Source organism: Streptomyces polyrhachis, assembly GCF_042663125.1.
Taxonomy (GTDB): Bacteria; Actinomycetota; Actinomycetes; order Streptomycetales; family Streptomycetaceae; genus Streptomyces; species Streptomyces polyrhachii.
The window spans coordinates 40111-65661 of the sequence record NZ_JBHSZO010000018.1; the positions used below are offsets into that span (position 1 = coordinate 40111).

Here is a 25551-nt window from a genome sequence, read left to right on the forward strand (position 1 = left end):
AGAGGGGCATGGGCAGGGGCCGCCCGATGACGGCCCCGGACCTGCGCGACGGCGGCAAAGGGGCCATATTGGCAACCATCATGGACGACGAGAGCGCACAGCACGCCGCGGACGAGGTGCGTACCGGGGCGGACGGGGCCCGGTACGCGGCCGTCCACGCCCGCCTCACGGCCGAGCGCGACGCCGTCAACGCCCGTATCGAGGCCCTGGACGCCGACTACCAGGCCATCGTGGAGGCCAACGCCCTGGTGGCGGTCGACGACGAGCACGACCCCGAGGGCCAGAGCACCGCCTTCGAACGGGCCCACGTGGCCTCGCTGTTGACGCTCTCCCGCGACCAGCTGGAGAAGCTGGAGGCCGCGCTGGAGCGACTGGCGGCGGACGACTACGGCCGCTGCGCCGAGTGCGGCCGGGACATCCCGGTGGAGCGCCTGGAGATCCGCCCGGAGGCGACGAGGTGCGTACGCTGCGCCGCCGCGCCCCGCCGACGCTGACCTCCCGCACAAACCTCCAGTGGCGAAATACACCGGTATGTCGCAGCCTGAAGGAGGACCAAGCGTCCCCACGGCCGGTGGCAGCGTGCGCACGGACCCAGAACCGCGCGGCGCCGCGTACCGGCTGCTCCTTACGTGCAGACCATGGAAGGACCGAGCAATGGCCCAGAACCGCCACACCCACAAGAAGGCCGCCTCCGACGCCGGGCGCATCCTCCAGGACCCCAGCTCGACGCCGGAGGAGAAGACGGCGGCGGCCAGCGCCCTCTCCCAGACCCCGACGCACAAGGAACAGCGCGCGGCGAAGAAGAAGCACAAGTAACACCCGCGCCCCCTCGCGCCCGTGCCCCGGACCCCGGTCCACCGCGCGGGCGCGAGGCTGCGCCCGGCCCCGGACCGCCGCCACCGGCCCCGAGCCGATCCGCTACCCTGTGACACGGTCGGCGCGCCCCACCGCCCCGACCCGCGCGCCAGCGCACACCCCGCCTCCGTAGCTCAGGGGATAGAGCACGGCTCTCCTAAAGCCGGTGTCGCAGGTTCGAATCCTGCCGGGGGCACAGCGAAGGGCCGGCTCCCGGGATCACCCCCGGGAGCCGGCCCTTTTTCCGCTTTCCGCGGCTTTTCGTGCGCTACGGCCGCAGCAGGCCGTTCAGCTCGCCGTGCGACAGGCGGCTCGCCGTCGCCTCGTACGTGCCCTCGGTCAGCAGTTCCCGGGTCGCCTTGCGGGCCAGTTCGTAGGCCGCCGAGGCGATCGAGGAGCCCAGGCTGATGCGGGCCACGCCCAGTTTCGCCAGCTCGGGGGCGGTGGGGGCGCCGGCGCCCGCCAGGATGTTGAGGGGGGCGCCGATGCCCTCCGCCAGCGCGGACACCGTGGCCGGGTCCGTCACGCCGGGGACGAAGACGCCGTCCGCGCCCGCCGCCAGGTACGCCGCCGCGCGGGCCAGCGTCTGCGGCAGGCGGTCCTCCGCGGTGCCGATCCCGTACAGGTAGGCGTCCGTGCGGGCGTTGATGTACAGCGGGACGCCCGCCTCCTTTGCGGCCCGGCGTGCTGCCGCGATGCGCTCCGCCTGCTCCTGGACCGGCCGCAGCGCGGCACCGTGCCCGTCCTCGATGTTCACGCCGACCGCCCCGGCCGCGATCACCTCGCGCACCGTCGCGGCGACCTCCCGCGGCGTCGCGCCGAAGCCGCTCTCGATGTCCGCCGACACCGGCACGCGCACCGCCGCCACCACCCGCCGCAGGTGTGCGAGCATCGACGCCCGGTCCAGGGCGTCGCCGTCGGGGACGCCCAGGCTCCAGGCCACCCCGGCACTGGTGGTGGCCACGGCGGCGGCGCCGGCGTCCTCGGTGATACGGGCACTGGCGGCGTCCCAGGCGTTCGGGAGCAGGAGCGGGGCGCCGGGGACATGCAGGGCGCGGAAGGCGGCGGCTTGGTTCGACTGCGGGTTCATACCGCCCAGTAGACCCCCCGCGCGGGCGCGGCGCTGGCGGAAAAACGACACGTACGACCGCACCCCGCCCAGGACGTCAGACGCAGGCCCGCGTACGCCGACCGCCCGCCGCGCATCTCCAGTTGCGGACGCGCCGCGGCGCCGGCCGACCGTAGTCACGCGGCGGTCGTATGTGCGAGCAACGCGGGCTTCCACAGCGGCGGGAACTCCACCGACCACACGCCATCAGGGGCACCTCCCTTAATCGGGGCTTCCTGTACGCAAGATGATCTCGCCGCGAGAGGCGCGCCCCGCACTCTTCCGGGAGAAGCCACCCCGGATCATGACGCAGGTGGTATAAGTCCGGCTCCCGCTGCCGCCACCCGTGCGTGCAGGTGCATGTCGTGCCAGCCGTCCGTGTGGCGCAGGGCGCTGCGCAGGGTGCCCTCCAGGGGGAAGGCGGTCTTCTCGGCGACGCGGCAGGACGCCGTGTTGTGCACGGAGTGCGCCAGTTCCAGGCGGTGGAAGCCCGCCGTTTCGAAGGCCCAGGTGGTGAGGGCCTCGACCGCGCGGGGGGCGATGCCCCTGCCGCGCGCTTCGGGGAGGATCCAGTACGCGACCTCCGCCAGGCCGTCGTGGAGGTTCATACCCATCCCGCCCGCCAGAGCCGCGCGGCCCACGACCTTCCCGGCGGCGTCCTCCAGCGCCCACTCCGCACGCCGCTCCTCCTCCCAGGCGCCGGGGTGGCCGGCGATCATCTCGCGCGCCTCCTCCTCGGAGTCGACGCTGCGGGCGTGCCAGCGCCGGATCGCGGGGTCGGCGAAGGCGGACACGAACACCGGGGCGTCGGACGGCCGCCAGGGGCGCAGCCGCAGGCCGTCGGCGGCCGGGAGTACGGGCTGACCGGCGGCGGCGAGGCTGCCGGCGGGGATGACGGGCGGGAGGAGGGAGGGCATACGGCCATCCTGGCGCGGCCCCTGACCACGGCGTCAACGGAGTTTCCCCGCCCGGCCGCGCACAGGCCCCGCCCGGGTCGCCGCCGGGGTTGTCCACAGGGCTGTGCGTGCTGTCAGCGGCTGCTCATAGAGTGGCGGACATGGATTTCCTGGATGCGGCGGGCGACGAGCCCGCAGACGAGCCGACCGAGCGCGGAGCCGCCCCCGCCGCCGACCCCGGTGCCGAGAGCGGCACCGAGGGCGGCACCGGGAGCGGCGAGGCGGCGCGCGTGCTGCACCGCGTCTTCGGCTACGACACGTTCCGGGGCGAGCAGCAGGAGATCATCGAGCACGTCGTCGGGGGCGGCGACGCCCTGGTGCTGATGCCGACCGGCGGCGGCAAGTCCCTGTGCTATCAGATCCCCGCGCTGGTCAGACCAGGTGTCGGCGTGGTGGTCTCGCCGCTGATCGCGCTGATGCAGGACCAGGTGGACGCCCTGCGCGCGCTGGGCGTGCGGGCCGGCTTCCTCAATTCCACGCAGTTCGCCGACGAGCGCCGCGAGACGGAGCGGGCCTTCCTCGCCGGCGAGCTGGACCTGCTCTACCTCGCCCCCGAGCGGCTGCGCACGGAGGCGACCATGCGGCTGCTCGACCAGGCGAAGGTCAGCCTCTTCGCCATCGACGAGGCGCACTGCGTCGCCCAGTGGGGCCACGACTTCCGGCCCGACTACCTGGCGCTCTCCGCGCTCCACGAGCGCTGGCCGGACGTCCCCCGCATCGCCCTGACGGCCACGGCGACCGAGGCCACGCACGCCGAGATCGCCAAGCGGCTGCGGTTGGAGGACGCGCGGCACTTCGTGGCGAGCTTCGACCGGCCGAACATCCAGTACCGCATCGACGCCAAGCAGGACCCCAAGAAGCAGCTGCTGCGCCTGCTGCGCGAGGAGCACGCGGGGGACGCGGGCATCGTGTACTGCCTCTCGCGCGCCTCGGTGGAGCGCACGGCCGAGTTCCTGGTGCGCGAGGGCATCGACGCCGTGCCGTACCACGCGGGGCTGGACTCCGGGACCCGCGCGCGCAACCAGTCGCGGTTCCTGCGCGAGGACGGCCTCGTCGTCGTCGCCACGATCGCCTTCGGCATGGGCATCGACAAGCCGGACGTCCGCTTCGTCGCCCACCTCGACCTGCCCAAGTCGGTGGAGGGGTACTACCAGGAGACGGGCCGGGCCGGCCGCGACGGCCTGCCCGCGACGGCCTGGCTGGCGTACGGGCTGCAGGACGTCGTCCAGCAGCGCAAGATGATCGACACCTCCGAGGGCGACGAGGCGCACCGCCGCCGCCTCGCCACGCACCTGGAGGCGATGCTGTCGCTCTGCGAGACGGTGGCCTGCCGCCGGGTGCGGCTGCTGGACTACTTCGGCCAGCACGGCGCCGAGCCCTGCGGGAACTGCGACACCTGCCTGAGCCCGCCGGAGACCTGGGACGCCACGGTGCCGGCGCAGAAGCTGCTATCCACAGTGGTGCGGCTGCAGCGCGAGCGGCGGCAGAAGTTCGGCGCGGGGCAGCTCATCGACATCCTGATGGGGCGCAAGACGGCGAAGGTCATCCGCTTCGACCACGACCGGCTGAGCGTCTTCGGCATCGGCGCGGACCTGAGCGAGGTGCAGTGGCGGGGCGTGGTGCGGCAGTTGCTGTCCCAGGGGCTGCTGGCGGTGGAGGGCGAGTTCGGTTCGCTGGTGCTGACGGACGCCTCGGCGGAGGTGCTGGGGCAGCGTCGTGAGGTGCTGCTGCGCCGGGAGGCCGAGCGGGCCAAGGCGCCCTCGGGCAAGGCGGCGGCCGGTGGCCGCTCCGGCTCGCGCCGCTCGCGCTCGGCGGCCGCGGACCTGCCGGCGGAGGCGCAGGCGGTCTTCGAGCGGCTGCGGGCCTGGCGCGGGGCGATGGCGAAGGAGCAGGGCATCCCGGCGTACGTGATCTTCCACGACGCGACGCTGCGGGAGATCGCCCAGGCGGTCCCCTCCACCTCGAAGGAGCTGTCGGCGATCAGCGGCGTGGGCGACAACAAGCTGGCGAAGTACGGCCGCCAGATCCTGGAAACCCTGTCCGGCGCCGAGCCCTCGACGGCAGCCGAGCCCCCGGCGGCCGGTAGGCCCGCGGCGGCAGGCAGGCCCTCGGCGGCCCGCGCCGCCGACGCGCCACCGCCGCCGCCGGATTACGACCACGACTTCGGCCCGGACCCCGACTACGAGCCGGCCCCCGACCCGGAGTACGACTTCCCCCCGGACGACGACCCGGGCTACGAGGACGCCGGGCCCCGGCCGGCCCCCCAGCCGGAGCCGGTCCGCGCCACGCGCGCCGCCCGCACCCCCGCCGCGTCCCGGCCCCCGTCCGAGGCCCCCACCTCGACAGCGCCGCCGAAGGACGGCGACCCCCGGCTGGGCTGGTGAGACCGCTCCGGCCCGCCCCTGGGGAAGCGGGCGGGCCGGAGGCGGCGTGCGGTGGTCGCCCGGTGGGGCGGGCGGCGTGCGGTGCGCGGGGCTCAGTCGTCCTTGGAGGCGCAGGCCAGGTCGGCCATGCAGTCCAGGAGCCAGTTGCGGACGACCGGGGCGTCCACGCGCTGGATGCCGCCCAGGTAGCGGCAGTTGTCCGTGTAGCCGTAGCTGGTGTCGCCCACGACGTAGCCGCCGTGGAAGGACGGGCCGCCGGAGTCGCCGAAGCAGGTGCCGCCGCCGGCGCGGTTGTCGTGCTCGTTGCCGTTCAGCTGCAGGACCTGCGGCGTGAGCTTCTGGCCGATCTCGGTGGTGTAGCGCCGCACGACCGGCAGGCCCATCGGCGTCGGCTTCTGCGGGCCGGAGGGCGCCTGGCGCACCTCGGTGCCGTAGCCGACGGCGAGTATCTCGGTGGAGTTCAGCCGGGGCTGGGCGAACCGGTCGAGGTAGTTGGCCGGGGCCAGCTGCGCGACGGGCAGGTCGACGGGCTCGTCGAGGATGACGACGCCGGTGTCGTTCCAGTTGGCCATGTCGGTGAAGTCGCTGTACTGCGGGTGCGTGCGGGCGCTGCCCAGATGCCAGTCCAGGTCGCCCTGGTACTTCGGCCCGGTCACGTCGGAGGCGGCGAAGCCGGTCTCGGAGACCGCGTCGGCCGGCCCGCTGTCATCGGCGGCCCGCGGTATGTTGCGCGCCGACTCCTCGGCGGTGCGCGCGACTTCGGGGTCGAAGGTGACGGCGACCTTGCCGATGTCGTTGAAGGTGCAGTGCGCGGCGGTCAGGAAGACCCGCGGGCTGATCAGGGTGCCGGAGCAGCGGAAGCGGCCGTCGGGCTGGTAGAAGACCAGCATCCCGACGTTGGAGTACGTGTTGGCCGTGTCCTCGGTGCCGCCGGTGATCGCGGCGGAGGGGGTCACGGCGCTGACGAGAGCGCCGATGGATACGGCCGCTGCGACAAGGCAGCGAGAGAGACTGCGCATGGACGGTTTGCCCCCTGGGCGTGTGGGTCCAACTGGGAGTGGCGTGGGGGGAGTTCAGGCTCCTCCCCCGCCCCGCTCCCGTCAAGGGCCACTCGCCGTCTACGCCGTCTACGCCGTCGCCAGCGCCCCCGCGTGCGCCCCCGCCATCCGGTCCGGCGCGATGCGTACGGACGCCGCGATGCGCCCGCCCGCCTCGCACACCGCCTGCGCCGCCTCCGCCGCCCAGAGGTGCTCGACGAGCAGCAGCAGCGCGCAGTCGCCGGGGCTCAGCAGCGACGCCGCCTCGTGCGCCTCGTGCGGCGTGATCAGCTCGGGCCGCTCGTCGGCGGGGAAGAGCGCGGCCAGCTCCGGCAGCTCCGCCGGGTGCGCGCTCGCCGCCTCGCCGCTCTCCGCCGAGCGCGTGACGACCAGCGAGTCGATCAGCCGCACCGCTCCGGAGCGGCGCAGGCGCTCCAGCGCCGCGACCGCCCCGACGTTCAGCCGCTCCCCGGGAAACGTCAGGACGACGAACTCCACCGGACCCATGACCGCCATGACTCGCACCCGTCTCACCTCGGCACCATCCCCCTGCCAGGCATTCGACCACGGAGCCCGACCCCCCGCACTCCGGCCGCCCATCGCGGAGCTAGTCAGGACATGCTGTGCCGCGCGGCAAGCGGTAGGGGGAGTCGATCCGGTATGTCCCCGCGCGTGGCACGCTCAGTCGTGTCCAGTTCCCGGCCTCCCGCAGGCAGCCGTTGCGGTTGAGGTACGCGGTGCCCTCCGGGCTCCACTCCCCGGCGGGGAGTTCCGCGCCCGGGGCCAGCCCCTGCGCGTCCAGCTCCTGCGGCGGCTCGACGGCCTCGCCCTCGGCGTCCACCAGCGTCAGCCACGGCGAGTAGGGGACCCGTACCAGCACCTCGCCGGGCCCCTCCACCCGTACCGTCAGCTCGCTCTCGTCCGTCCGCCACGCGGTCGCCATGGGGCGCTTCACGGTGGAGGGGCCGGGGAAGGGCCCGGCGAGCGGGGTGGGGTCCTGGACGCGGAAGAGGCGCCAGTTGGAGTCGGTCCAGATCTCCGTCAGATACGGCAGCCCGGCCGCGACCAGCTTCGTCTCCACCTTCGCGCCGACGTCGGGGCGGTCCTCGACGGGCAGCACGACGTACCGCACCGCCCAGCGCTTCAACCAGGCCCGGTAGGTGGCGGGGGTGAGGGTGTCGTCGTAGAAGAGGGGGTGGCGCTCCAGGTCGGCCTGGCGGGTCCAGCCGCGCGCCAGGTTGACGTACGGGACGAGCGCGGAGGCCTCGCGGTGGCTGCGCACCGGGACGACCTCGACGCGGCCCAGTTCCGCGTCCACCTCGTTGAGCCGGTGGACCAGCGGCGACAGCTCGTGGGTCCAGGCGGCGTGCGGGGTGGTGAGCACGGTGTCCTGCACCGGTTTGAGGCCCTGCCAGAAGGCGATGCCCGCGAAGGCCAGCCAGAGCGCCACCAGCCGGCGCGTGCGGTGGCTGGTCCACCAGCGTCCCCGCCCGGGCTCCGGGCCGTCCGCCGGGCCGGGCTCCGGGCCGTGCTCCGGTCCGTCCGCCGACCGGTGCTCCCACCGGTACTGGGCCGCGGCCAGCAGCACCGTGCCGCCGAAGATCAGCGAGAGCCGTTCGACGTTGCTGCCGATCTGGGTGGGGATCAGCCAGGTGGCGACGATGCCCAGGGCGTAGACGGCCGCGCCCAGGCGCACCGTGCGCCACTGGGGCGGCGCGAGGACGTACACCGCGACCGTGCAGGCCAGCGGGACGCTCGCGGCGCCGAGCGACAGCGGCTGGGTGCCCGCGAACGGGAAGATCCAGGCGGAGAGCCCCACCACCACCGGCGGCGGGACCGCCATCGCCAGGGCCGGCCCGGTGCGCCGCCGCAGCAGCAGGGCGGCGGCGACGACCATCAGGAACAGCCCGGCGACCGGGGAGGCGGCCGTGGCCAGCGCGGAGAGCAGCGCCACCGCAGCCAGCCGCCACCGGCTCCACTCGCGCGGGCCGGGGAAGACCACCGCGACCGCGCCGAGCGCGAGGAGCAGCCCGAGCCCGAAGGTGACCCGGCCGGAGCCGGCGTTGCAGGTCAGCGCGAAGGCGCCCCACAGGGAGGGCGCGAGCGGCCGGCGCACACCGGACCTGGTCACGATCAGCGCCAGCAGCCCGGCCGACAGCGTCCCCACGACGATCATCGTGGTGCGCACGCCGCACACGGCCATCAGATAGGGCGAGATCACGCTGTACGAGACGGGGTGCATCCCCCCGTACCAGGACAGGTTGTACGCCGAGTCCGGATGCCGCCCGGCGAACTCCGCCCAGGCGTCCTGCGCGGCCAGATCGCCGCCGCTGTTGGCGAAGAACAGCAGCCACAGCAGATGGAGCACCCCGGCGAGGAGCAGCGAGGCCGGCACCGGGCGCAGCAGCACGCCGCGCAGCCAGTCCACCAGCCCGTCCACCAGTCCCAGCCAGGAGCGGCGCCGCGGCACACGGGGCTCGGGCATGCCCGGCCCCCCGGCCGCGGGCCGCCGCTCGGAACGCACGGTGCTCACGGCACCCCCCCGTCGCCCACGGCTCTCCCCGTCCTGCCCCACGCGCCCCGGGCCGTCCCCGGGGCGGGAGTTCATCCGATCCGGGTCAGCTTGCGCCCGAAGTCCGGCTCCACCAGATCCTCACCCAGCACCACCGGGACCTTCACCTCGCCCTGGCCGCCGCCGGTCGTCAGCACCCCGACCTTCTCACCGGCCTTCCCCGCGTGCGGCAGCGGCGTGCCGCCGTCGCCGATCCGCAGGTCCACCGTCAGCCCGGTCCAGCCGATCGCGGTGACGTCCTTCGTCGCCAGCACCGGGGTACGGCGGCCGAGCCGGTCGTCCACGTACCCGACGACCTGGCCCTTCTTCACCACCGTCACCGCCTCCAGCACGTCCTGCGCCTTCGCCATCAGCGCCGCGCCCGCGTCCAGGGCGCCGGTGAGGATGGAGTTGTCGCGGGCGGCGGGCGGCTGGGCGAGGACGGCGCCGACGACCAGCTGCGTGGTGCCGTTGATCTGCCGCTCGGCGGCGAAGAGCAGGTTGCCGCCGGCCTTGGTGGTGGTGCCGGTCTTGATGCCGACGACGCCGTTCGCCGGGACCAGGTGGTTCCAGTTCTGGTGGGAGGCGCCCAGGCTGTCCTGGTACTTCGGCAGCCGCACGACCTCCTTGAACAGGGGCTCCTCCATGGCCGCCTTGCCGAGTCGCACCTGGTCGGCGGCGGTGGAGACGGTGGTGTGGTTCAGGCCGCTGGGGTCGGTGTACGTGGTGTCGCGCATCCCCAGCTCCTTCGCGGTCTTGTTCATCTTCGCCACGAAGTCCTTCTCGGAGCCGGCGTCCCACCGGGCCACCAGCCGCGCCACGTTGTTGGCCGAGGGGAGCATGATCGCCTCCAGCGCCTCACGCTGGCTGATCTTCCGGCCCGCGCGTACGTAGACGGTGGACTCGCCGTCCGTCTCCGACAGCCCGGCCTCCTCCTCGGCCCTGCGGTCGACGGGGATCATCGCGCCCTTGCTCCCGGCACGCACCGGGTGGTCGCGCAGCATCAGGTAGGCGGTCATCACCTTGGCCACGCTGGCGATCGGCACCGGCTTCTGCTCGCCGTGCGTCCCCAGGTCGCCGAGGCCCACCACCTCCACGGCCGCCTGCCCCGACCGGGGCCACGGCAGCTTCGGGTCCTGGCCGCCGAAGGTGTACGGGGTCTGCGCGGTGAGCACGATGGCCGGCGCGGGCAGCGGGCGGGCGAGCTGCACCACGGCGAGCACGACCGCGAGCAGCACGACCAGCGGCGTCCAGATCTTGATCCGGCGCACGATGGTGCGCAGGGGGGTCTCCGGCGGTGGCGGGGTGTTGGTCAGCTCGGCGAGCAGGTCTATGGGCCGCGCGTAGGGGGGCAGCGGCTGCTGCGAGGTGCGCTCGCTGCTCTCGGCGGGCAGGGGGGCGAAGACGGACGTGGGCTCGGACGCGGGCTTCGCGGGCGCGGGTACGAGCGCCGCGGCGGGCTCGGGCTTGGGTTCGGGCTTCGGTTCGGGCTTCGGTTCGGGCTTGGGCTCCGGCTTCGCGGCCGGCAGCCGGATGGCGGTCGTCGGCTGGTCGCGGGGGCGCTCGGGCTTCGCGTCCGTTACGGGCGCGGCTTCCGCTTCCGGCTCGGCGGGCGCGGCGTCCTCGATGGCGGCAGCGTCCGCGGGCTCAAGCTCGGCTTCCGCTTCCGCTTCGGCGTCCGTTACGGGCTCGGCGTCCGTTACGGGCTCGGCGTCCTCGTCCGCCTCCGTGACGGGCGCGGCGTCTTCGGGCGCCGCCGGCTCGGCTTGCGCGTCCGCCTCGGGCTCGGCGTCCGCCTCAAGCTCGGCTTCCGCTTCCGGTTCGGCGTCCGTTACGGGCTCGGGCTCGGCGTCCGCCTCGGGCTCCGCGCCCTCCTCCGCAGAGGCCAGTGCGACCCACGCCGTCACGGCGGCACGCAGCCGGTCATCGGTCTTGGGCTCGACGGCCGGCTCAGCTTCCGCTTCCGGCGCGGACCCGGCGTCCGACTCGGACTCGGCGCCCTCCGGCTCGACATCCGCCTCGGGCTCCGGCTCGACATCCGCCTCGTCGTCCGCCTCAGCCTCGGGAGCGTCCGCCTCCCGCGCCGCCGGCACCGCCGCAACCGCGTCCGCGGGCGCCGCGTCCTCTCGTACAGCCTCGGAGGAATCCGACGCCTCCGACGTGCCGACCTCGTCCGGCAGCGACAACGCAAGCCGCGGATCGACGGACCCGGCGGACCCGCCCTCCGTCTTCCGCTCCTCGGTAGTCGTAGTCGCCGCCCCCGACGACTGCTGCTGCTCCGACTTGTCGGGGGACTCGCCCGCCACCGGTTCCTCCTTCGAACACCGCACCACCCGGCGCCCCACCCTACGGGTAGCCGGTGGTGCGTCCGCCGCGCTTCTCCCCTATGACGAGAACGACATACCTACTGGTTCCCGTACAAAGCGCGCACGCGCTCTCGACAGATGAATGTGAGAGGGGTCACCCTGTCGTACATCCACGCGGGGAGGCATGGATGGGCAAGAGCCGCAGAAACATTCCGGAGGAGCTCCTGCTGCTCGCTCTGGACCCGGCCACGGGTACCACAGCGCAGCCGCAGTCGCTCGATCTCGGCCTGGCCGGTGCACAGCTCGTCGAGCTGGCGCTGGCCGGACGGATAGCCCCAGACGGGGATCGTATCGCCGTGGTGCTGCCACGGCCGACAGGAGATCCGACCTTGGATCACGCGCTGGAACTGCTGCGCCGACGCGGCAGTCCCGTTCGCGCCGTGAACTGGATCGGCGGGCCCCGGCTGGGGCTGCGCCAGACCTATCTCACCCATCTGGAGCGGTGCGGCATGGTGCACGCCGTGACCGGCCAGATGTGCGGGGTGCTGCCGACGACGCGCTACCAGGCGTCCGACTCGGCCGTCTGCCGGGACATCAAGGCCCGGCTGGACACGGCGATCCGCACCGGCGTCCCGCCGGACTCGCGGACCGCCGCCCTGGCCTCGCTCGCGCACGCGATCGGGCTGGGCAAGCACCTTTACCCGGGGAACGAGGGGCGTTCCTCGCGCTCCCGCCTCCGGGACCTGATCCGGCACGATCCGATGGGCGGGCTGGTGGCGCACGCCGTGATGGACGTGCAGAACGGCGTCGGCGCGCAGCCGCGCCGGGGTCCGGGCGGCGGCCGCAGGACCGGCCTGCACCCGGAGCCGTCGGGGCTGCAGCGGCATCCGGGGATGTCGGTCCGTACCGCGATGGCCCGCTAGCCGGGAGGGCCGAGGGACGGCCCGGCCGAGACGGACCCGGCGCTCCCGCCGCACTGCGGGAGCGCCGGGATCCCCGCAGGCCGGAGCGGGGACGCGAAATCCGACCCCGCCCCGCCCCGTCCGGTCAAGCCATCGGCTGGACAGGGCGCTTTTTTCACCGGAGGCCAGCGCCGCGACGCGCAGGAGTGGCAGTCTGCTGCGCAGTAGTTCGGACACATCGCGGCTCGGAGGTGCAACTCCCTTGGCGTCCCTCGTCAATCCCACGGTCAGGCGGCGTCGACTCGGTATGGAGCTGCGCAGGCTGCGTGAGGAACGGGGGCTGACCGCGGAGCAGGTGGCGGAGCGCCTGCTGGTCTCGCAGTCGAAGATCTCCCGGCTGGAGAACGGCCGGCGCAGCATCAGCCAGCGCGACGTACGCGATCTGTGCGGGGTGTACGAGGTGGCGGACCAGCGCGTCGTCGACTCGCTGATGGAGATGGCCAAGGACTCCCGCCAGCAGGGCTGGTGGCACGCCTTCGGGGACATGCCCTACAGCGTCTACATCGGCCTGGAGACGGCCGCGTCCTCGCTGCGGGTGTACGAGTCGCTGATCATCCCCGGCCTGCTGCAGACCCCGGCGTACGCGGAGGCCGTGATCCGCGGCGCCCTGCCGGAGGTCGCCCAGGCGGACGTGGAGAAGCGCGTGAAGGTCCGGATGCGCCGCCAGGAGCGGATACAGGACCCGGACGGCCCGCTGCGGCTGTGGGTCGTCGTGGACGAGTCCGCGCTGCGGCGCGAGGTCGGCAGCCGGGCCGTCATGCGCGAACAGCTCGACCACCTGGTGGAGTTGTCCAAGGAGCCGCACATCACCCTCCAGGTCATCCCCTTCACGATGGGCGCGCACCCGGGTGTGACCGGGCAGTACGCGATCCTGGAGTTCGCGGACACCTCCGACTCCAGCGTGGTCTACCTGGAGGGCGTGACGAGCGACCTCTATCTGGAGAAGTCCAACGACGTGCAGAGCTACAGCATGATGTACGAGCATCTGCGCGCGCAGGCGCTGAGCGCCGAGGAGACCCGCCGCTTCGTCCTGGACGCGGCGAAGGAGTACGCGCGTTGACCCCGCCCGTAGCTGATCGGCGGCACAGTACACCCCGCCCCTAGCTGCGGGGAAGGGATGGCCGGAAGAAGCCATCCTGTCGAGTGAAAGTCATCTTCGGGTCGTGATGTTGGGGAGTAGCGTCGGACAGGCGTTGAAGAACGGATCAACGCACGTACGCCGACAGGCGAGTTCCCCACTGGCAGTAACCGGAGTGAACATGACTATCCAGCAAGGAGCCACGCAGGAGTGGACCAAGTCGTCCTACTCCGCCGGTAACGGCGCGTGTGTCGAGATCAAGTCCCCTACCCAGGGCCTTGTTTCGGTCCGCGACTCCAAGGACCCCCAGGGTCCGACACTGGACTTCGGACCGGAGTCCTGGGTGGCGTTCGTCACCGCGGTGAACGACGGGGCGTTCGAGGCGGCCTGAGCCGCCCGTCCGTCCGGCACCGCCGCTCAGACGCCCTCTCGACCGGCACGCCGTCCTGGGCGAGGGGGCGCGGCGGTGCGGACTCCCGCCGACTCCCGCCGCCTCCCGCCGGTCCAGGGGAGGTTCGCCGTGGTTCAGTCCCGCGGATAGCGGGCCTGCCAGCCCGGGGCCATGTGCTCCGCCGTGTGCAGGGCCGCGCCGTGGGTCATCTCCAGCGCGAAGTCGTCGGCGAGTTCCAGGATCGTGCCGCGTCCCTCCAGCTCCGCCAGCCAGGCCGGCGGCAGCACGGTCTCCCCGTGCAGGGCGCCCAGCAGGTTCCCGCAGATCGAGCCGGTGGAGTCGGAGTCCCCGCCGTGGTTCACGGCCAGCAGCAGTCCGTGGGTCACGTCCTCGGCGACGAGCGCGCAGTACAGCCCCATGGCCAGCGCCTCCTCGGCGACCCAGCCCTCCCCCAGCTCGGCCACCCGCTCCGCGCTCGGCGCTCCGGTACGTACCTGGGCCAGCGCCCGCTGCAGGGCGTGCGCCGTCTCCTCGTGGCCGGGCTGCGCGGCCAGCAGCGTCAGCGCGCGGTGGGCGGCGGCGGGAAGGCTCTCCCCGCGCACCAGGCCGTGGACGATCACGGCGAAGGCGGCGGCGGAGAGGTAGCCGGTGGGATGGCCGTGGGTCTGGGCGCCGCACTCGGCGGCGAGCTGGAAGACGAGGTGCGGCTCCCAGCCGACCAGCAGGCCGAAGGGCGCCGAGCGCATCACGGCGCCGCAGCCCTTGGAGTCGGGGTTCTTGGGGGCCGCCAGGGTGCCGGCCGTCTCGTCCGCGAGGCCGGAGAGGCAGGCGTTGCCGGGGGCGCGCTGGGCGTAGAGCCACTCCTGGGCGGCCAGCCAGCCGGTGTCCGCCTTGCGCTCGTCGGGGCCCCAGTCGTGCTGGGTGGCGTACCAGCGGCGGTGGGCGGCGTGCACGTCGGACGGCGGGTGCCAGGCGCCGACGTCGCGTCTGACCTGGGCGCGGATGAGGCCGTCCACGGTGAAGAGGGTCATCTGGGTGTCGTCGGTGACGGCGCCTCGTCGGCCGTAGGCCGGTACATAGTCCGTCACGCCCTGCGGGCCGTACTTCTCGCGGATCGACTCCAGGGAGTCGAACTCGATGCCTGCGCCCAGGGCGTCGCCTATCGCGCCGCCGAGCAGGCTGCCGCGGACTCTGCTGCGGAAGTCCTGCTGTTCTGCGCGCCCCCACGCGGTGTTGGTCATGCGGTGCACGATAACGCCTTCGGCGGTTTCGGTCCTGGGGTTGCGTCGCGCTGCGGGGGCTTCGCCCCCGGCCCCCCGGATCGCTGCTTCGCAGCTCTGGCCTCAAACGCCGGCCGGGCTGTGTTGGCGCTTTCGCGCCTCGTCCTCGCTGCATCCGATAGCGGGCTCCGCCCGCGGGCCGGACGGGCTGGGGGGTTCGTCGTGTACGTCCGACTCCTCAGTCTCCATCGGTGCGTTCACTCCAACACCGGCAGCAGCTCCGGCAGTTGGCCGTCATGGCGGCGGGCCGTCGCCGTTCTTTCCGGGGGGACCTCGCCGTACAGCGTCGTGCGGGGGCGCGTCGGGCGGCCCGCGAGGGTCGCGATGTGCTCCAGGTCGCTGATTGCCTGGTGGGAGCCGTAGGAGGAGCCCGCCATGCGGGAGATCGTCTCCTCCATCAGCGTGCCGCCCAGGTCGTTGGCGCCGCTGCGGAGCATGCGGGCCGCGCCCTCTGCGCCCAGTTTGACCCAGCTGGTCTGGATGTTCGGGATGTGCGGGTGCAGCAGGAGGCGGGCCATCGCCGTCACCGCGCGGTTGTCGCGTTCCGTCGGGCCGGGGCGGGCGATGCCCGCGAGGTAGACGGGGGCGTTGGTGTGGATGAAGGGGAGGGTGACGAACTCCGTGAAGCCGCCCGTGCGCTGCTGGATCCGCGCGAGCAGGCGCAGGTGGGTGAGCCAGTGGCGGGGCTGGTCCACGTGGCCGTACATCATCGTGGCCGAGGAGCGCAGGCCCAGCTCGTGGGCGGTGGTGACGACCTCCACCCAACTGGCCGTCGGCAGCTTGCCCTTGGTGAGGATCCAGCGCACCTCGTCGTCGAGGATCTCCGCCGCCGTGCCCGGGATCGAGCCCAGGCCCGCCTCCTTCGCGGCGGTCAGCCACTCGCGGATCGACAGGCCCGTGCGCGAGGCGCCGTTGACGACCTCCATCGGCGAGAACGCGTGCACGTGCATCCCCGGCACCCGCTCGCGCACCGCGCGTGCGAGGTCGAAGTACGCGGTGCCGGGCAGGTCGGGGTGGATGCCGCCCTGCATGCACACCTCCACCGCCCCCACCTCCCACGCCTGTTGGGCGCGGTCGGCGACCTGGGCGAGGGAGAGGGTGTAGGCGTCGGCGTCGGTGCGGCGCTGGGCGAAGGCGCAGAAGCGGCAGCCGGTGTAGCAGACGTTGGTGAAGTTGATGTTGCGGGTGACGATGTACGTCACCTCCTCGCCCACGACGTCTTGGCGCAGCCCGTCGGCGATCCGGCAGAGCGCGTCCAGCGCCTCGCCGTCCGCGTGCAGCAGCGCCAGCGCCTGGGCGTCGGTCAGCTTCTCCGGGTCGTCCGCCGCCTGGGCCAGCGCGGTCCGTACGTCCGCGTCCAGCCGCGAGGGCACCATGCCGGGCGCCGCCGCCTCGCGCAGGGCGCCCCAGTCCCCGTACACCGAGTCGAAGTCGGTGCGGCGGTCGTCGCTGCGGCCCTCGGTGTCGATGGTGCGGTGCAGGTCCGTACGGCCGGTCGGCGTGGCCGTGAAGCCGCCGTCCGGCTCCTGCCAGGGCAGGCCCCGGACCGGGGCGCCGGGGCGGGCCAGGCCGGTCCGCGGGTCGGCCAGTGCGGTGACGTGCGGGAGGATGCGCGGGTCGAGCCAGGGCTCGCCCCGGGTGACGAACTCCGGGTAGACGCAGAGGCGTTCGCGCAGCTCGAAGCCCGACTCGGCTGATTTCGCAGCCAGTTCGTCGATACGGGGCCATGGGCGCTCGGGGTTGACGTGGTCGATCGTCAGCGGTGAGACGCCGCCCCAGTCGTCGACGCCGGCCTCGATCAGGCGGGTGAACTCGGCGTCCACCAGGTTGGGGGGCGCCTGGATGCAGGCCGCCGGGCCCAGCAGGTGGCGGGCCACGGCCACCGTCGCCACCAGGTCGTCCAGCTCCGCGTCCGGGCGGGCGCGCATCGCCGTGTCCGGCTTGGCGCGGAAGTTCTGGATGATCACCTCCTGGATGCCGTGGTAGGCGCGGGCGATCCGGCGCAGGGCGAAGAGGGATTCGGCGCGCTCTTCGTACGTCTCGCCGATGCCGATCAGCAGGCCGGTGGTGAAGGGGACGGAGGAGCGGCCGGCGTCCTCCAACACCCGTAGCCGCACGTCCGGTTCCTTGTCCGGGGAGCCGTAGTGCGGGCCCCCCGGCTCGCTCCACAGGCGGGTCGCCGTCGTCTCCAGCATCATCCCCATCGACGGGGCCACCGGCTTCAGGCGCTGGAGGTCCTGCCAGCTCAGCACGCCTGGGTTGAGGTGCGGGAGCAGTCCCGTCTCCTCCAGGACGCGGATGGAGATCGCCCGCACGTAGGCGAGGGTGTCGTCGTAGCCGTGCGCCTGGAGCCACTCGCGCGCCTCCGGCCAGCGGGCCTCGGGCTTGTCGCCGAGGGTGATGAGGGCTTCCTTGCAGCCGAGTTCGGCTCCGCGGCGGGCTACGGCCAGGACCTCGTCCGGGGACATGAACATCCCGTGGCCCTCGCGGCGCAGCCTGCCGGGGACGGTGGCGAAGGTGCAGTAGTGGCAGGTGTCGCGGCACAGGCGGGTGAGCGGGATGAAGACGCTCTTGGAGTACGTGATGACGCCCGGGCGGCCGGCTTGTGCCAGGCCGGCGTCGCGGACCGCGGCGGCTGAGGTGCACAGGGCTGCCAGGTCCGCGCCTCTGGCCTGGAGGAGGACCGCTGCCTCTTCGGTGTTCAGGGCTACGCCGTCGCGGGCGCGCTTGAGGGCGCGGCGGGTTGCTGTCGCGGTCATTCTCCGAGGATACGGGGGGCTTCGGCGGTGTTCGTGGGTGGCGCTTCGTGCTTGTGGGGCGGGGCTTCGTCCTGTGGGGGCGGGGCCTCTCCGCGACAACTCCGAAAAGCCATAGGGATTGACTTGCCATCGGTCGATTTGCTGCTCTGTCGGGGGCCTGCGTTGCGGTGCGTCTTTTCGGAGTCGTCGCTCCGGGCCCCTCCCTTGGGTAGGGCGGCTTCCTGTTGCGCTCGGGGTGCGTTCTCGATCCGGGCCCCTCCCTTGGGCGGGTGGGTTCCTGGTGCGCTCGGGGGGATCTACTGCGCCTCTGGGGCGTTGTGCTCGGGGGCCGTGTGGGATTTGAGGGGGATTTGAGGGAAGTCTCGTTCGGTGCGTGGCTAATGTCCGCTTCGTGGTTGTGAACGTCCAAAACTGCCGCTGACTGCGGGGCGCGGGGGGTGCAGACTGTGGCGGTGCGGTTGTCTGCCTCGGGGAGGGGGTTGGTGATGGGCGAGGAGATCAGCGGTGGCGGTCACCGGGACGACGGGGAGTTGTCCTTCCATGTCCTGGGGCCCGTGCGGGCCGTTCGCGGTGGTGTCGAGTTGGCCACCGGGTCGCCGCAGCAGCGTTCCCTGCTCGCCGCCCTGCTGCTGCGCGACGGACGCACCGCCACCGTGCGGGAGTTGGTCGACGCGCTCTGGGGCGACGCTCCGCCGGAGCACGCGGTGGCGACCATCCGCACCTACGCCTCCCGGCTGCGCAAGGCGCTCGGCGCCGGCACGCTGACCAGCCGGGCGGGCGGGTACGCGGCCGTGCGCGCGCCGGGGAGCCTGGACGCCGAGCGGGCGCAGGCGCTGGGCGCCGAGGCCGAGCGGGCGGCGGCGGACGGCGACCTCGCGCGTGGGCGCGCCCTGTACGCCGAGGCGCTCGCGCTGTGGGACGGCGAGTCGCTGGCCGGCGCGCCGGGGCCGTACGCCGAGACCCAGCGCGTACGGCTGGCGGAGCTGCGGCTGACGCTGCTGGAGCACCGGGTGCGCCTGGAGTTGGAGGCGGGCTGCCACGCCGACGCCATAGCCGAGCTGACCGCGCTCAGCGCCGCGCACCCGCTGCGGGAGCGGTTGCGGGAGCTGCTGATGCTGGCCCTCTACCGCAACGGGCGCCAGAGCGAGGCACTGGCCGTCTACGCCGACACCCGCCGCCTGCTGCGGGGCGAGTTGGGCGTCGACCCGCGGCCCGAACTGTCGGAGCTCCAGGCCCGCATCCTGCGCGCGGACCGCACCCTGACCGCACCGGCCCCTCCCTCCGCCCCCGCCACCGAGCGCACCTTCGTACGCCCTTCCCAACTGCCCGCTTCTGTCTCCGACTTCACCGGTCGGATGGCCTATGTGGACGACCTGTCCAAGCAGTTGTCGACCACCGGAGGCAGCGTGATGGCGGTGTCCTCCGTGTCCGGGATCGGCGGTGTCGGCAAGACCACCCTCGCCGTCCACGTCGCCCACGCGGCCCGCGAGAGCTTCCCCGACGGCCAGCTCTACGTCGACCTTCAGGGCTCAGGCCCCTCCCCCGCCGAACCCGGCACCGTCCTGGCCGCCTTCCTGCGCGCGCTGGGCGCCCAGGACGCCGAGATACCCGACGGCCTGTCCGAGCGCGCCGCGCTCTACCGCTCCACCCTGGCCGGCCGCCGGGTGCTGGCGCTGCTGGACAACGCCCGCGACGCCGCACAGGTACGCCCGCTGCTGCCGGGCACCCAGGGCTGCGCGGCGCTCATCACCTCCCGGGGCCGGATGCCCGACCTCGCCGGCGCGCACCACGTCGACCTCGACGTGATGAGCCCGGTGGAGGCGATGGAGCTGTTCGTGCGGATCGTCGGCGAGGACCGCGTCGCCCCCGAACGCGAGGCCGCGATGGACGTCGTCGGCCGCTGCGGCTACCTCCCCCTCGCCATCCGCATCGCCGCCTCGCGCCTGGCCGCCCGCCGCACCTGGACGGTCTCCACCCTGGCCGCCAAACTCGCCGACGAGCACCGGCGGTTGGACGAACTGCGCGTCGGCGACCTCGCCGTCAAGGCCACCTTCGAGCTGGGCTACGGCCAACTCCCGCCCGCCCAGGCCCGCGCCTTCCGCCTGCTGAGCCTGGCCGACGGCCCCGACATCTCCGTCCACGCCGCGGCGGCGATGCTCGTACTGGATCCGGACGCGGCCGAGGACGTGCTGGAGGCCCTGGTCGACGCCAGCCTCCTGGAGTCCACCGCGCCCGGCCGCTACCGCTACCACGACCTGGTGCGGCTGTACGCCCGCGAGTGCGCGGAGCGCGACGAGCAGCCGCCGACGGAGCGGACGGCGGCGCTGTCGCGGCTGCTGGACTTCTATCTGGCGACGACGGCGGGGGTGTACGCCCTCAGCCGGCCGGGCGACCCGCTGCTGGCCCACATCGGCCCGCTGGCGGCGTCCACCCTGCGGGTCGAGGACGGCAGCCTGAGCCAGGAGTGGCTCTTCGTCGAGGCCGACTGCGTACTCGCGACGGCGCGCCGGCACACAGCGGGCGCCTCCCTGGGCCGGGCGGTCGACCTGCTGCTGGCCGCCGTCGACCTCGCGGAGTCCGGGGTGTACTCCCAGCAGTTCAACCAGGTCGCCACCCTGGCCCTGGAGGCAGCGCGGCAGGAGGGCGACGCCCGCGCCGAAGGACGCGCCCACACCGTCCTGACCTTCGCGCACACCTTCTCCGGCCGCTTCGAGGAGGCGGACCGGCACGCGACCCGGGCGATGCTGCTGGGACAGGCGTGCGGCGATGTGTTCGTGTGCAGCCGCGCGGCCAATGACCGGGGGGCTGTCAACACGGTCCTGGGCAACTACCCGACGGCAGAGTCCTGTCTGCAGATCGCGCTCAACGCCTTCCGTACGGACGGCAGCCTCTCCGGGGAGGCCAGCGCACTCAGCAACCTCTCCCGCATCCACGCCAGGACCGGACGTCAGGAAAGTGCGATCCAGCTGGCCGAGAAGGCGGTGGCCCTCTACCGGGAGCTGGGAGCCTCGCTCCAGACCGCCAACGCGCTGTACGCGTTGGGTATCGCCCTCACCGGGGCAGGACGTGCGGAGAGCGCGGTGCAACGCCTCTCCGAAGCGGTGGAGACCTTCCGGGAGCACCGGATGCGGCTGTGGCAGGCGATGGCACTGCTACGGATGGCCGAGGCCCACCTGGTCGGTGAGGCCCCCGCCCAGGCAGCCGCACTGGCGGACGAGGCGTTCGCCCGACTCCACGGCATCGGCGGCGACTGGTACTCCGCCAATGTCCTGGTGGTACTGGGACGTGCGCTGGAGCAGATCGGTCAGCACGGTCGGGCCCAGGCGTGCTGGAGCCAGGCCCTGGCCCTCTACGAACAGACGGGTTCGGACGAGGCGGCATCCGTGCGGGCTCTCATGTCCCCTACTCCGGCGCTCTGACCTGGCATCTCACCCATGAACGTGCGCGTTCATCGAACGTTTATCGCCTTGCGCCATTCTTGTTCTTGCGGCTCCCGATGTCGGGGGGCACGGGGGTCGCACGCCAGGCCGTACGGGGGACCACACGAATGCGCGGCCTGATGGGGCGGCTGTCCGACGACCCGCGGGGGAGTCGTCGGCCAGCCGCCCACCTCAGCAGATCGACACCTTGGAGAACAGCCATGGCGAACGACCCGACGGTCACCGAGAAGAACGACAACCTCCACACCCCGGCTCCGCCCGCCGACGACACGACGGTCGCGGGCACTGACACGGAGAAGAAGGGGAAGGCGGAGAGCACTGACGGGACGCCGATCCAACCGACGAACCTCCACACGCCGTAAGGCGCCCGCACCACCGCCGGACGGACGGGCCGGCCGCGACGCCGGGAGGGGGGTCGTCGCGGCCGGCCCGTCCGGCGTTCCGGGCACCTCTGCGAGGAGGCGCCGAGGGGGCTTGGCACCGCGTGCCGGTAACTTCCGTTCGCTGCATCCCAGTTGGCTGACGCATCCGTCGTATCGTCCGGCGTCGCCGCCCGCCCCGAAGGCCCAACCCGAAGGATGTCCATGACTCCCGCTAAGAAGACCCTCCTCGCCGCCACCGCCGTCCTCGCCGCCGCCCTGCTGGGCGCCGGCTCCGCCACCGCCGCCCTCGCCGGCGAGGGACACATGCCGGTCTCGCCGAAGGACGGCAGCGTCGTCCTGGCCAACCTCCACATGCCGGTCACCCCGGCTCCCTGAACCACCCCGCCGCAGGCCCGGACCGGCGCACCGCCGGTCCGGGCCTGCGGTGCGCCACCGCCCCCTCGTCCGTACGGCGTCGGGGCGGGCGCGGATGCGGGGCTCCCCCGTCCGGCGTAGCGTCGGAGGCGGAGTGGGTGCTTGTGCGCCCTGCCCCGAGCTGAGCGGAGGCGAGTGGAGATGCCACGGAACGCCGCGTCGACGATGCGCTACGGCGCCGGAGGACTCGTGGTGCTGCTGGGCGCCGCGATCGCCCTCTACAGCCCCTTCCGGTCCTGGTACAACGGCCGGCACGGGCGGTACTACAGCGTCGACGACCTCTTCGGCGGCATCAGCGACACCCGCGCCGTGCTGATGGAGTCGCTCTTCGTCCCCATGCTGGTGGTCGCCGTGCTCGCCCTGCTGGGGGTGCTGATGCGCTCGCGGATCCTCACCGCGCTCTCCGGGCTGCTCGTGCTGGCCACCGTCGTGACGTGGATGGTGCGCGTGGGCCAGGTCTCCGACGGGATCAGGATCACCACCAGCGGCAGCGGCCTGGGCATGGGCGTCCTGGGCGCCCTCTTCGGCGCCCTCGCGATCCTGGCGGGCACGGTCCTGATGGGCAGCCGCCGCGCGGCCGGCGCCCAGAGCACCGGCAAGCACGCCCGCGGCGCCCCGGCCCCGGTGCCGGTGGGCGAGCAGCACTGGGAGGAGCGGCAGCACGCCGGGGACGCCCACCACGGCGCCCCGGACGAGCACCCGGAGGAGGGCCCGTACGTCCAGGACCCCGTCCACCCCCCGCCCGAGCACGACACCGCGCAGCAGCCCACCGCCGACAGCGGCAAGCTCCTGCACTTCCGCAAGCGCCACACCGCGGACCAGCCGCAGGCGGACGCGGACACGAGTACGGACACGGGTACGGACACAGGCGGCCAGGAGGACAGCGGCGACCACCGCAACGCCGCGTAACCGAGGCCACCCGATGATCCGGTCGGCTGCCGCTCCCGCGAGCGGCAGCCGGCCGGATCTCCCGTCCCCTCACCCGATCGTCACCACCCGCGCCCACGCCGGCGGCCCCTGCGGCACGTAGTCCGGATCGTGTTCGCGTACGCGCGCGGGGCGGGGGAAGAGGCCGACCACCGTGCGGCAGGGCGGCGGCGCGGAGGGCCAGGGGGTCTGGCCGTCGGTGAGGGCGACGACCACGTCCGGGCGGCTGCGCAGAGCGGCGGCGAAGCCGGAGCGCAGGTCCGTACCGCCGCCGCCGATCAGCTCCATGCTCTCCGCGCGGCAGAGCGGGACCGCGATCCCGGCCGCCGCGTCGCAGGAGACCACCGAGACCAGGTCGCGCCGGCCGCCCACCGCCCGGGCGATGGCCGCCACCTCCAGCAGCGCGCCGCCCAGTTCGGCGTCGCTCACCGAGCCCGAGGTGTCGATCACGACGCAGACCCGGGGCGGTCGGCGGCGCAGGCTCGGCAGGATCACCCCGGGCACACTGGCCGAGCGCCGGGACGGGCGCCGGTAGCTGTGGTCCTCCCCCACGCCCGGCGCGCCCGCCGCCGAGCGGACCGCCGCGCCCAGCAACTGCCGCCAGGGCTGCGGCGGATGGAACGCCTCGTCCGCCCAGCGCCGCCAGCCCTCCGGCGCGTCCCCCGGCTGTCCCCTGATGCCCTCGGCGACCCGGAAGCGGACCGCGTCGCGCTGCTGGCGGCTCAGCCCGTGCGCCCCGTCGGCCCCCAGCTCCCAGGGCCGCCGCTGCCCGTCGGCGCCGCTGCCGCAGTCCAGCCACGCCAGGTCGGCGGCGAGCCCGGACATCGACGCGGTGCGCAGGTACTCCTCCATCAGCAGCCCGGTCGGCAGCCGCAGCAGCGACGGCAGCACCGCGCCGGCCGGCCGGGGAAGGCCGTCGCCGTAGATGTCGTCGTTGATCTCGAAGTCGGCGGCGATGTTGCGCCGCAGCCGCTCGCCGGGCCCGTACTCCTCGTGCTCGCGCGCATAGCGCTCGCCGCGCCCGTGGTGGTCGCGCAGCAGGTGGGAGACCTCGTGCACCCAGACACCCGCCAGTTCCGCCACGGGGGTACGGGCCACGAAGGCGGGTGAGACGTAGCAGCGCCAGTGGACGTCCACCGCCATCGTCGGCACCGACCGGTCCGCCACCACGTGCAGCGCGAAGAGCGCGGCGGCGAGGTACGGGCGGACCTTGACCGCGTGCAGCCGGGCGGCCAGCAGCTTCTCCATGTCCAGCGGCAGTTCGGGCCCGGCGGCCCCCGGCGCCCCGGCCGGTACGGCGCGTACCGGACGCGGTGGCGCGGGCGGCGCCATCGGACGCGGCAGCGGACGCCGCACGGCCCCCGTCACCGGCGCACCGCCGCCGCGACTCCGGCCACCGAGCGGTCCGCCCGCCGGGTGAGGCCGACCACCGCCGCCAACCGCTCCATCGCCGCCGGCACCTCCCAGTCGTCGCGCCGCAGCGCGGCCAGCGCCGTCGCGGGGGCGACCAGCAGATCCGGGGCGCCACTCTCCATCGCCCGTACCAGCACCCCCCAGGCGGCCTCCCACCTGGCCCGCTCGGGCCGCGCCCCGACAGCGGCCACCACCGACTCCAGCGCGGCCTGGCGCAGGTCGCCCCGGACCGGCAGCTCGGCGGTGGGCGGTACGGCGAGCAGCGACTCGGGGTCGGGGAGGTCCATCCGGTCGAGGTGGGCGAGGAGTTCGAGCCCGGGGCCGTCGCCGACCGCGCCCCGTACCAGCAGCGCCAGCACCTCGCGCGAGACGTCGGCCGCCGTACCGAAGGCCAGCAGGGTCAGCGCCGCCTCCCAACTGCGGGGCGAGGGCCAGGCGCCGCCGCGCCGGGTCTCGGTACTGGGCAGCCGGTGGATGAGGGTGGGGCGGGCCCGCAGGAAGCCGCAGACCGCACGGCGGGCGAGGTCGACCGCCTCCGCCATCCGGTCGGGGTCCAGACGCGGCAGCTCGGCACGGGGCCAGACGCCGCCCAGGCCGCGTACCACCACCTCCGGATCGTGCACCCAGTACAGGTGGACGAAGCGGTTGGCCAGCGGCGGACTCAACTCCCAGCCGTCGGCCGCCGAGGCACGCGGATTGGCGGCAGCCACGATCCGTACGCCCGGCGGGAGTTGAAGCGTTCCCACCCGCCGCTCCAGGACGACCCGGAGCAGGGCGGCCTGGACAGCCGGAGTAGCGGTGGAGAGCTCGTCCAGGAAGAGCAGCCCCCGCCCGGCCCGCACCAGCTCCACCGCCCACTGCGGCGGAGCCATCGGCACCCCCTGGACAGCAGGATCATCCCCCACGACAGGCAGCCCGGAGAAGTCCGACGGCTCGTGGACGCTGGCGATCACGGTGGTCAGCGGCAGTTCGAGGGAGGCGGCGAGCTGGGTCAGCGCGGCGGTCTTGCCGATACCGGGCTCGCCCCACAGGAGCACGGGCAGATCGGCGGCGACGGCAAGGGTGAGCGCCTCCAACTGCTCGTCGGGACGCGCTTCCGTGGTGGTGGCACGCAGGCGGTCAAGGAGGCTGCCGGCAAGGGCGAGTTGGGCAGTGGAGGCAGCGGGCAGGAGGGCAGTGGAAGTCATGGTCATCACCTGGGAGAGGACAGGGGACGGTCGAGCCGCCCCGGAGGTCGGGAAGACATGCGGATGCGCGGATATGCGAATGACCGGTTGACCAGCCGGAGCGGCCAGTCGGCCAGAGCG

Annotated in this window: 20 protein-coding genes and 1 tRNA gene; 11 read left to right on the forward strand and 10 right to left on the reverse strand. The window is 73.6% G+C overall.

What is annotated here, in order from left to right:
* The first annotated feature begins 68 nt into the window (after positions 1-68).
* From ACFQLX_RS13260 to ACFQLX_RS13270, 3 genes are all read left to right on the forward strand, one after another.
* Positions 69-494: a TraR/DksA family transcriptional regulator gene (locus tag ACFQLX_RS13260; protein ID WP_386414668.1), complete on the forward strand. Its 426-nt coding sequence runs from the start codon at positions 69-71 to the stop codon at positions 492-494.
* Between the two features lie 160 nt (positions 495-654).
* Positions 655-816 carry a hypothetical protein gene (locus tag ACFQLX_RS13265; protein WP_386414670.1) on the forward strand — a complete coding sequence of 54 codons (162 nt, stop codon included), beginning with the start codon at positions 655-657 and terminating at the stop codon, positions 814-816.
* Between the two features lie 162 nt (positions 817-978).
* Positions 979-1051, forward strand: a tRNA-Arg gene (locus ACFQLX_RS13270).
* Between the two features lie 72 nt (positions 1052-1123).
* Here the strand turns inward: ACFQLX_RS13270 and ACFQLX_RS13275 are convergent.
* Both ACFQLX_RS13275 and ACFQLX_RS13280 read right to left on the reverse strand, forming a co-directional pair.
* Positions 1124-1945: an isocitrate lyase/PEP mutase family protein gene (locus ACFQLX_RS13275; protein ID WP_386414672.1), complete on the reverse strand. Its 822-nt coding sequence runs from the start codon at positions 1943-1945 to the stop codon at positions 1124-1126.
* 320 nt (positions 1946-2265) lie between these two features.
* A complete protein-coding gene (locus tag ACFQLX_RS13280) occupies positions 2266-2880 on the reverse strand; it encodes a GNAT family N-acetyltransferase (protein WP_386414673.1) in 615 nt (204 codons plus the stop codon).
* Positions 2881-3020: 140 nt separating this feature from the next.
* Here ACFQLX_RS13280 and recQ point away from each other — a divergent pair, with 140 nt between their 5' ends.
* The gene (recQ, locus tag ACFQLX_RS13285; protein ID WP_386414675.1) at positions 3021-5303 is read left to right on the forward strand and encodes a DNA helicase RecQ; all 2283 of its coding nucleotides are present in this window, start codon (positions 3021-3023) and stop codon (positions 5301-5303) included.
* 92 nt (positions 5304-5395) lie between these two features.
* Here the strand turns inward: recQ and ACFQLX_RS13290 are convergent, their stop codons facing one another.
* The 4 genes from ACFQLX_RS13290 to ACFQLX_RS13305 form a co-directional block, all read right to left on the reverse strand.
* Positions 5396-6259, reverse strand: coding sequence for a trypsin-like serine protease (locus tag ACFQLX_RS13290; RefSeq protein ID WP_386414676.1), 864 nt, complete (start codon positions 6257-6259; stop codon positions 5396-5398).
* Positions 6260-6430: 171 nt separating this feature from the next.
* Complete coding sequence (locus tag ACFQLX_RS13295; protein WP_386414677.1) at positions 6431-6856, reverse strand: DUF6325 family protein; 426 nt, start codon at positions 6854-6856, stop codon at positions 6431-6433.
* Positions 6857-6947: 91 nt separating this feature from the next.
* Positions 6948-8825 carry an MFS transporter gene (locus tag ACFQLX_RS13300; protein ID WP_386414678.1) on the reverse strand — a complete coding sequence of 626 codons (1878 nt, stop codon included), beginning with the start codon at positions 8823-8825 and terminating at the stop codon, positions 6948-6950.
* A gap of 119 nt (positions 8826-8944) precedes the next feature.
* Positions 8945-11197, reverse strand: a complete 2253-nt coding sequence (locus ACFQLX_RS13305) for a D-alanyl-D-alanine carboxypeptidase (RefSeq protein WP_386414680.1) — start codon at positions 11195-11197, stop codon at positions 8945-8947.
* 188 nt (positions 11198-11385) lie between these two features.
* Between ACFQLX_RS13305 and ACFQLX_RS13310 the strand changes: the two genes are divergently transcribed.
* The 3 genes from ACFQLX_RS13310 to ACFQLX_RS13320 all read left to right on the forward strand — a co-directional run bounded on the left by ACFQLX_RS13310 (position 11386) and on the right by ACFQLX_RS13320 (position 13628).
* Positions 11386-12120 carry a GOLPH3/VPS74 family protein gene (locus ACFQLX_RS13310; RefSeq protein WP_386414682.1) on the forward strand — a complete coding sequence of 245 codons (735 nt, stop codon included), beginning with the start codon at positions 11386-11388 and terminating at the stop codon, positions 12118-12120.
* 241 nt (positions 12121-12361) lie between these two features.
* Complete coding sequence (locus tag ACFQLX_RS13315) at positions 12362-13219, forward strand: helix-turn-helix domain-containing protein (RefSeq protein WP_386414684.1); 858 nt, start codon at positions 12362-12364, stop codon at positions 13217-13219.
* Between the two features lie 199 nt (positions 13220-13418).
* Complete coding sequence (locus ACFQLX_RS13320) at positions 13419-13628, forward strand: DUF397 domain-containing protein (protein ID WP_386414686.1); 210 nt, start codon at positions 13419-13421, stop codon at positions 13626-13628.
* A 134-nt stretch (positions 13629-13762) separates the two neighbouring features.
* Here ACFQLX_RS13320 and ACFQLX_RS13325 read toward each other — a convergent pair whose 3' ends face one another.
* Positions 13763-14869 (reverse strand): ADP-ribosylglycohydrolase family protein, encoded by a 1107-nt coding sequence (locus tag ACFQLX_RS13325; RefSeq protein ID WP_386414687.1) that lies wholly within the window; start codon positions 14867-14869, stop codon positions 13763-13765.
* Positions 14870-15105: 236 nt separating this feature from the next.
* The gene (locus tag ACFQLX_RS13330) at positions 15106-17667 is read right to left on the reverse strand and encodes a bifunctional FO biosynthesis protein CofGH (RefSeq protein WP_386414689.1); all 2562 of its coding nucleotides are present in this window, start codon (positions 17665-17667) and stop codon (positions 15106-15108) included.
* Between the two features lie 485 nt (positions 17668-18152).
* Between ACFQLX_RS13330 and afsR the strand changes: the two genes are divergently transcribed.
* From afsR to ACFQLX_RS13350, 4 genes are all read left to right on the forward strand, one after another.
* Entirely contained in the window at positions 18153-21086 is a 2934-nt protein-coding gene (gene afsR, locus ACFQLX_RS13335) for an SARP-family global regulator AfsR (RefSeq protein ID WP_386414690.1), read from the forward strand.
* A gap of 221 nt (positions 21087-21307) precedes the next feature.
* Complete coding sequence (locus ACFQLX_RS13340) at positions 21308-21469, forward strand: hypothetical protein (RefSeq protein WP_386414691.1); 162 nt, start codon at positions 21308-21310, stop codon at positions 21467-21469.
* A gap of 222 nt (positions 21470-21691) precedes the next feature.
* Positions 21692-21865, forward strand: a complete 174-nt coding sequence (locus ACFQLX_RS13345) for a hypothetical protein (protein WP_386414693.1) — start codon at positions 21692-21694, stop codon at positions 21863-21865.
* A gap of 180 nt (positions 21866-22045) precedes the next feature.
* Positions 22046-22813, forward strand: a complete 768-nt coding sequence (locus ACFQLX_RS13350; protein WP_386414694.1) for a hypothetical protein — start codon at positions 22046-22048, stop codon at positions 22811-22813.
* A gap of 69 nt (positions 22814-22882) precedes the next feature.
* Here the strand turns inward: ACFQLX_RS13350 and ACFQLX_RS13355 are convergent, their stop codons facing one another.
* Positions 22883-24079: a vWA domain-containing protein gene (locus ACFQLX_RS13355; RefSeq protein ID WP_386414750.1), complete on the reverse strand. Its 1197-nt coding sequence runs from the start codon at positions 24077-24079 to the stop codon at positions 22883-22885.
* Between the two features lie 116 nt (positions 24080-24195).
* On the reverse strand, positions 24196-25431 hold the full coding sequence (locus tag ACFQLX_RS13360) for an AAA family ATPase (RefSeq protein WP_386414695.1): 1236 nt from the start codon (positions 25429-25431) through the stop codon (positions 24196-24198).
* Between the last annotated feature and the right edge of the window lie 120 nt (positions 25432-25551).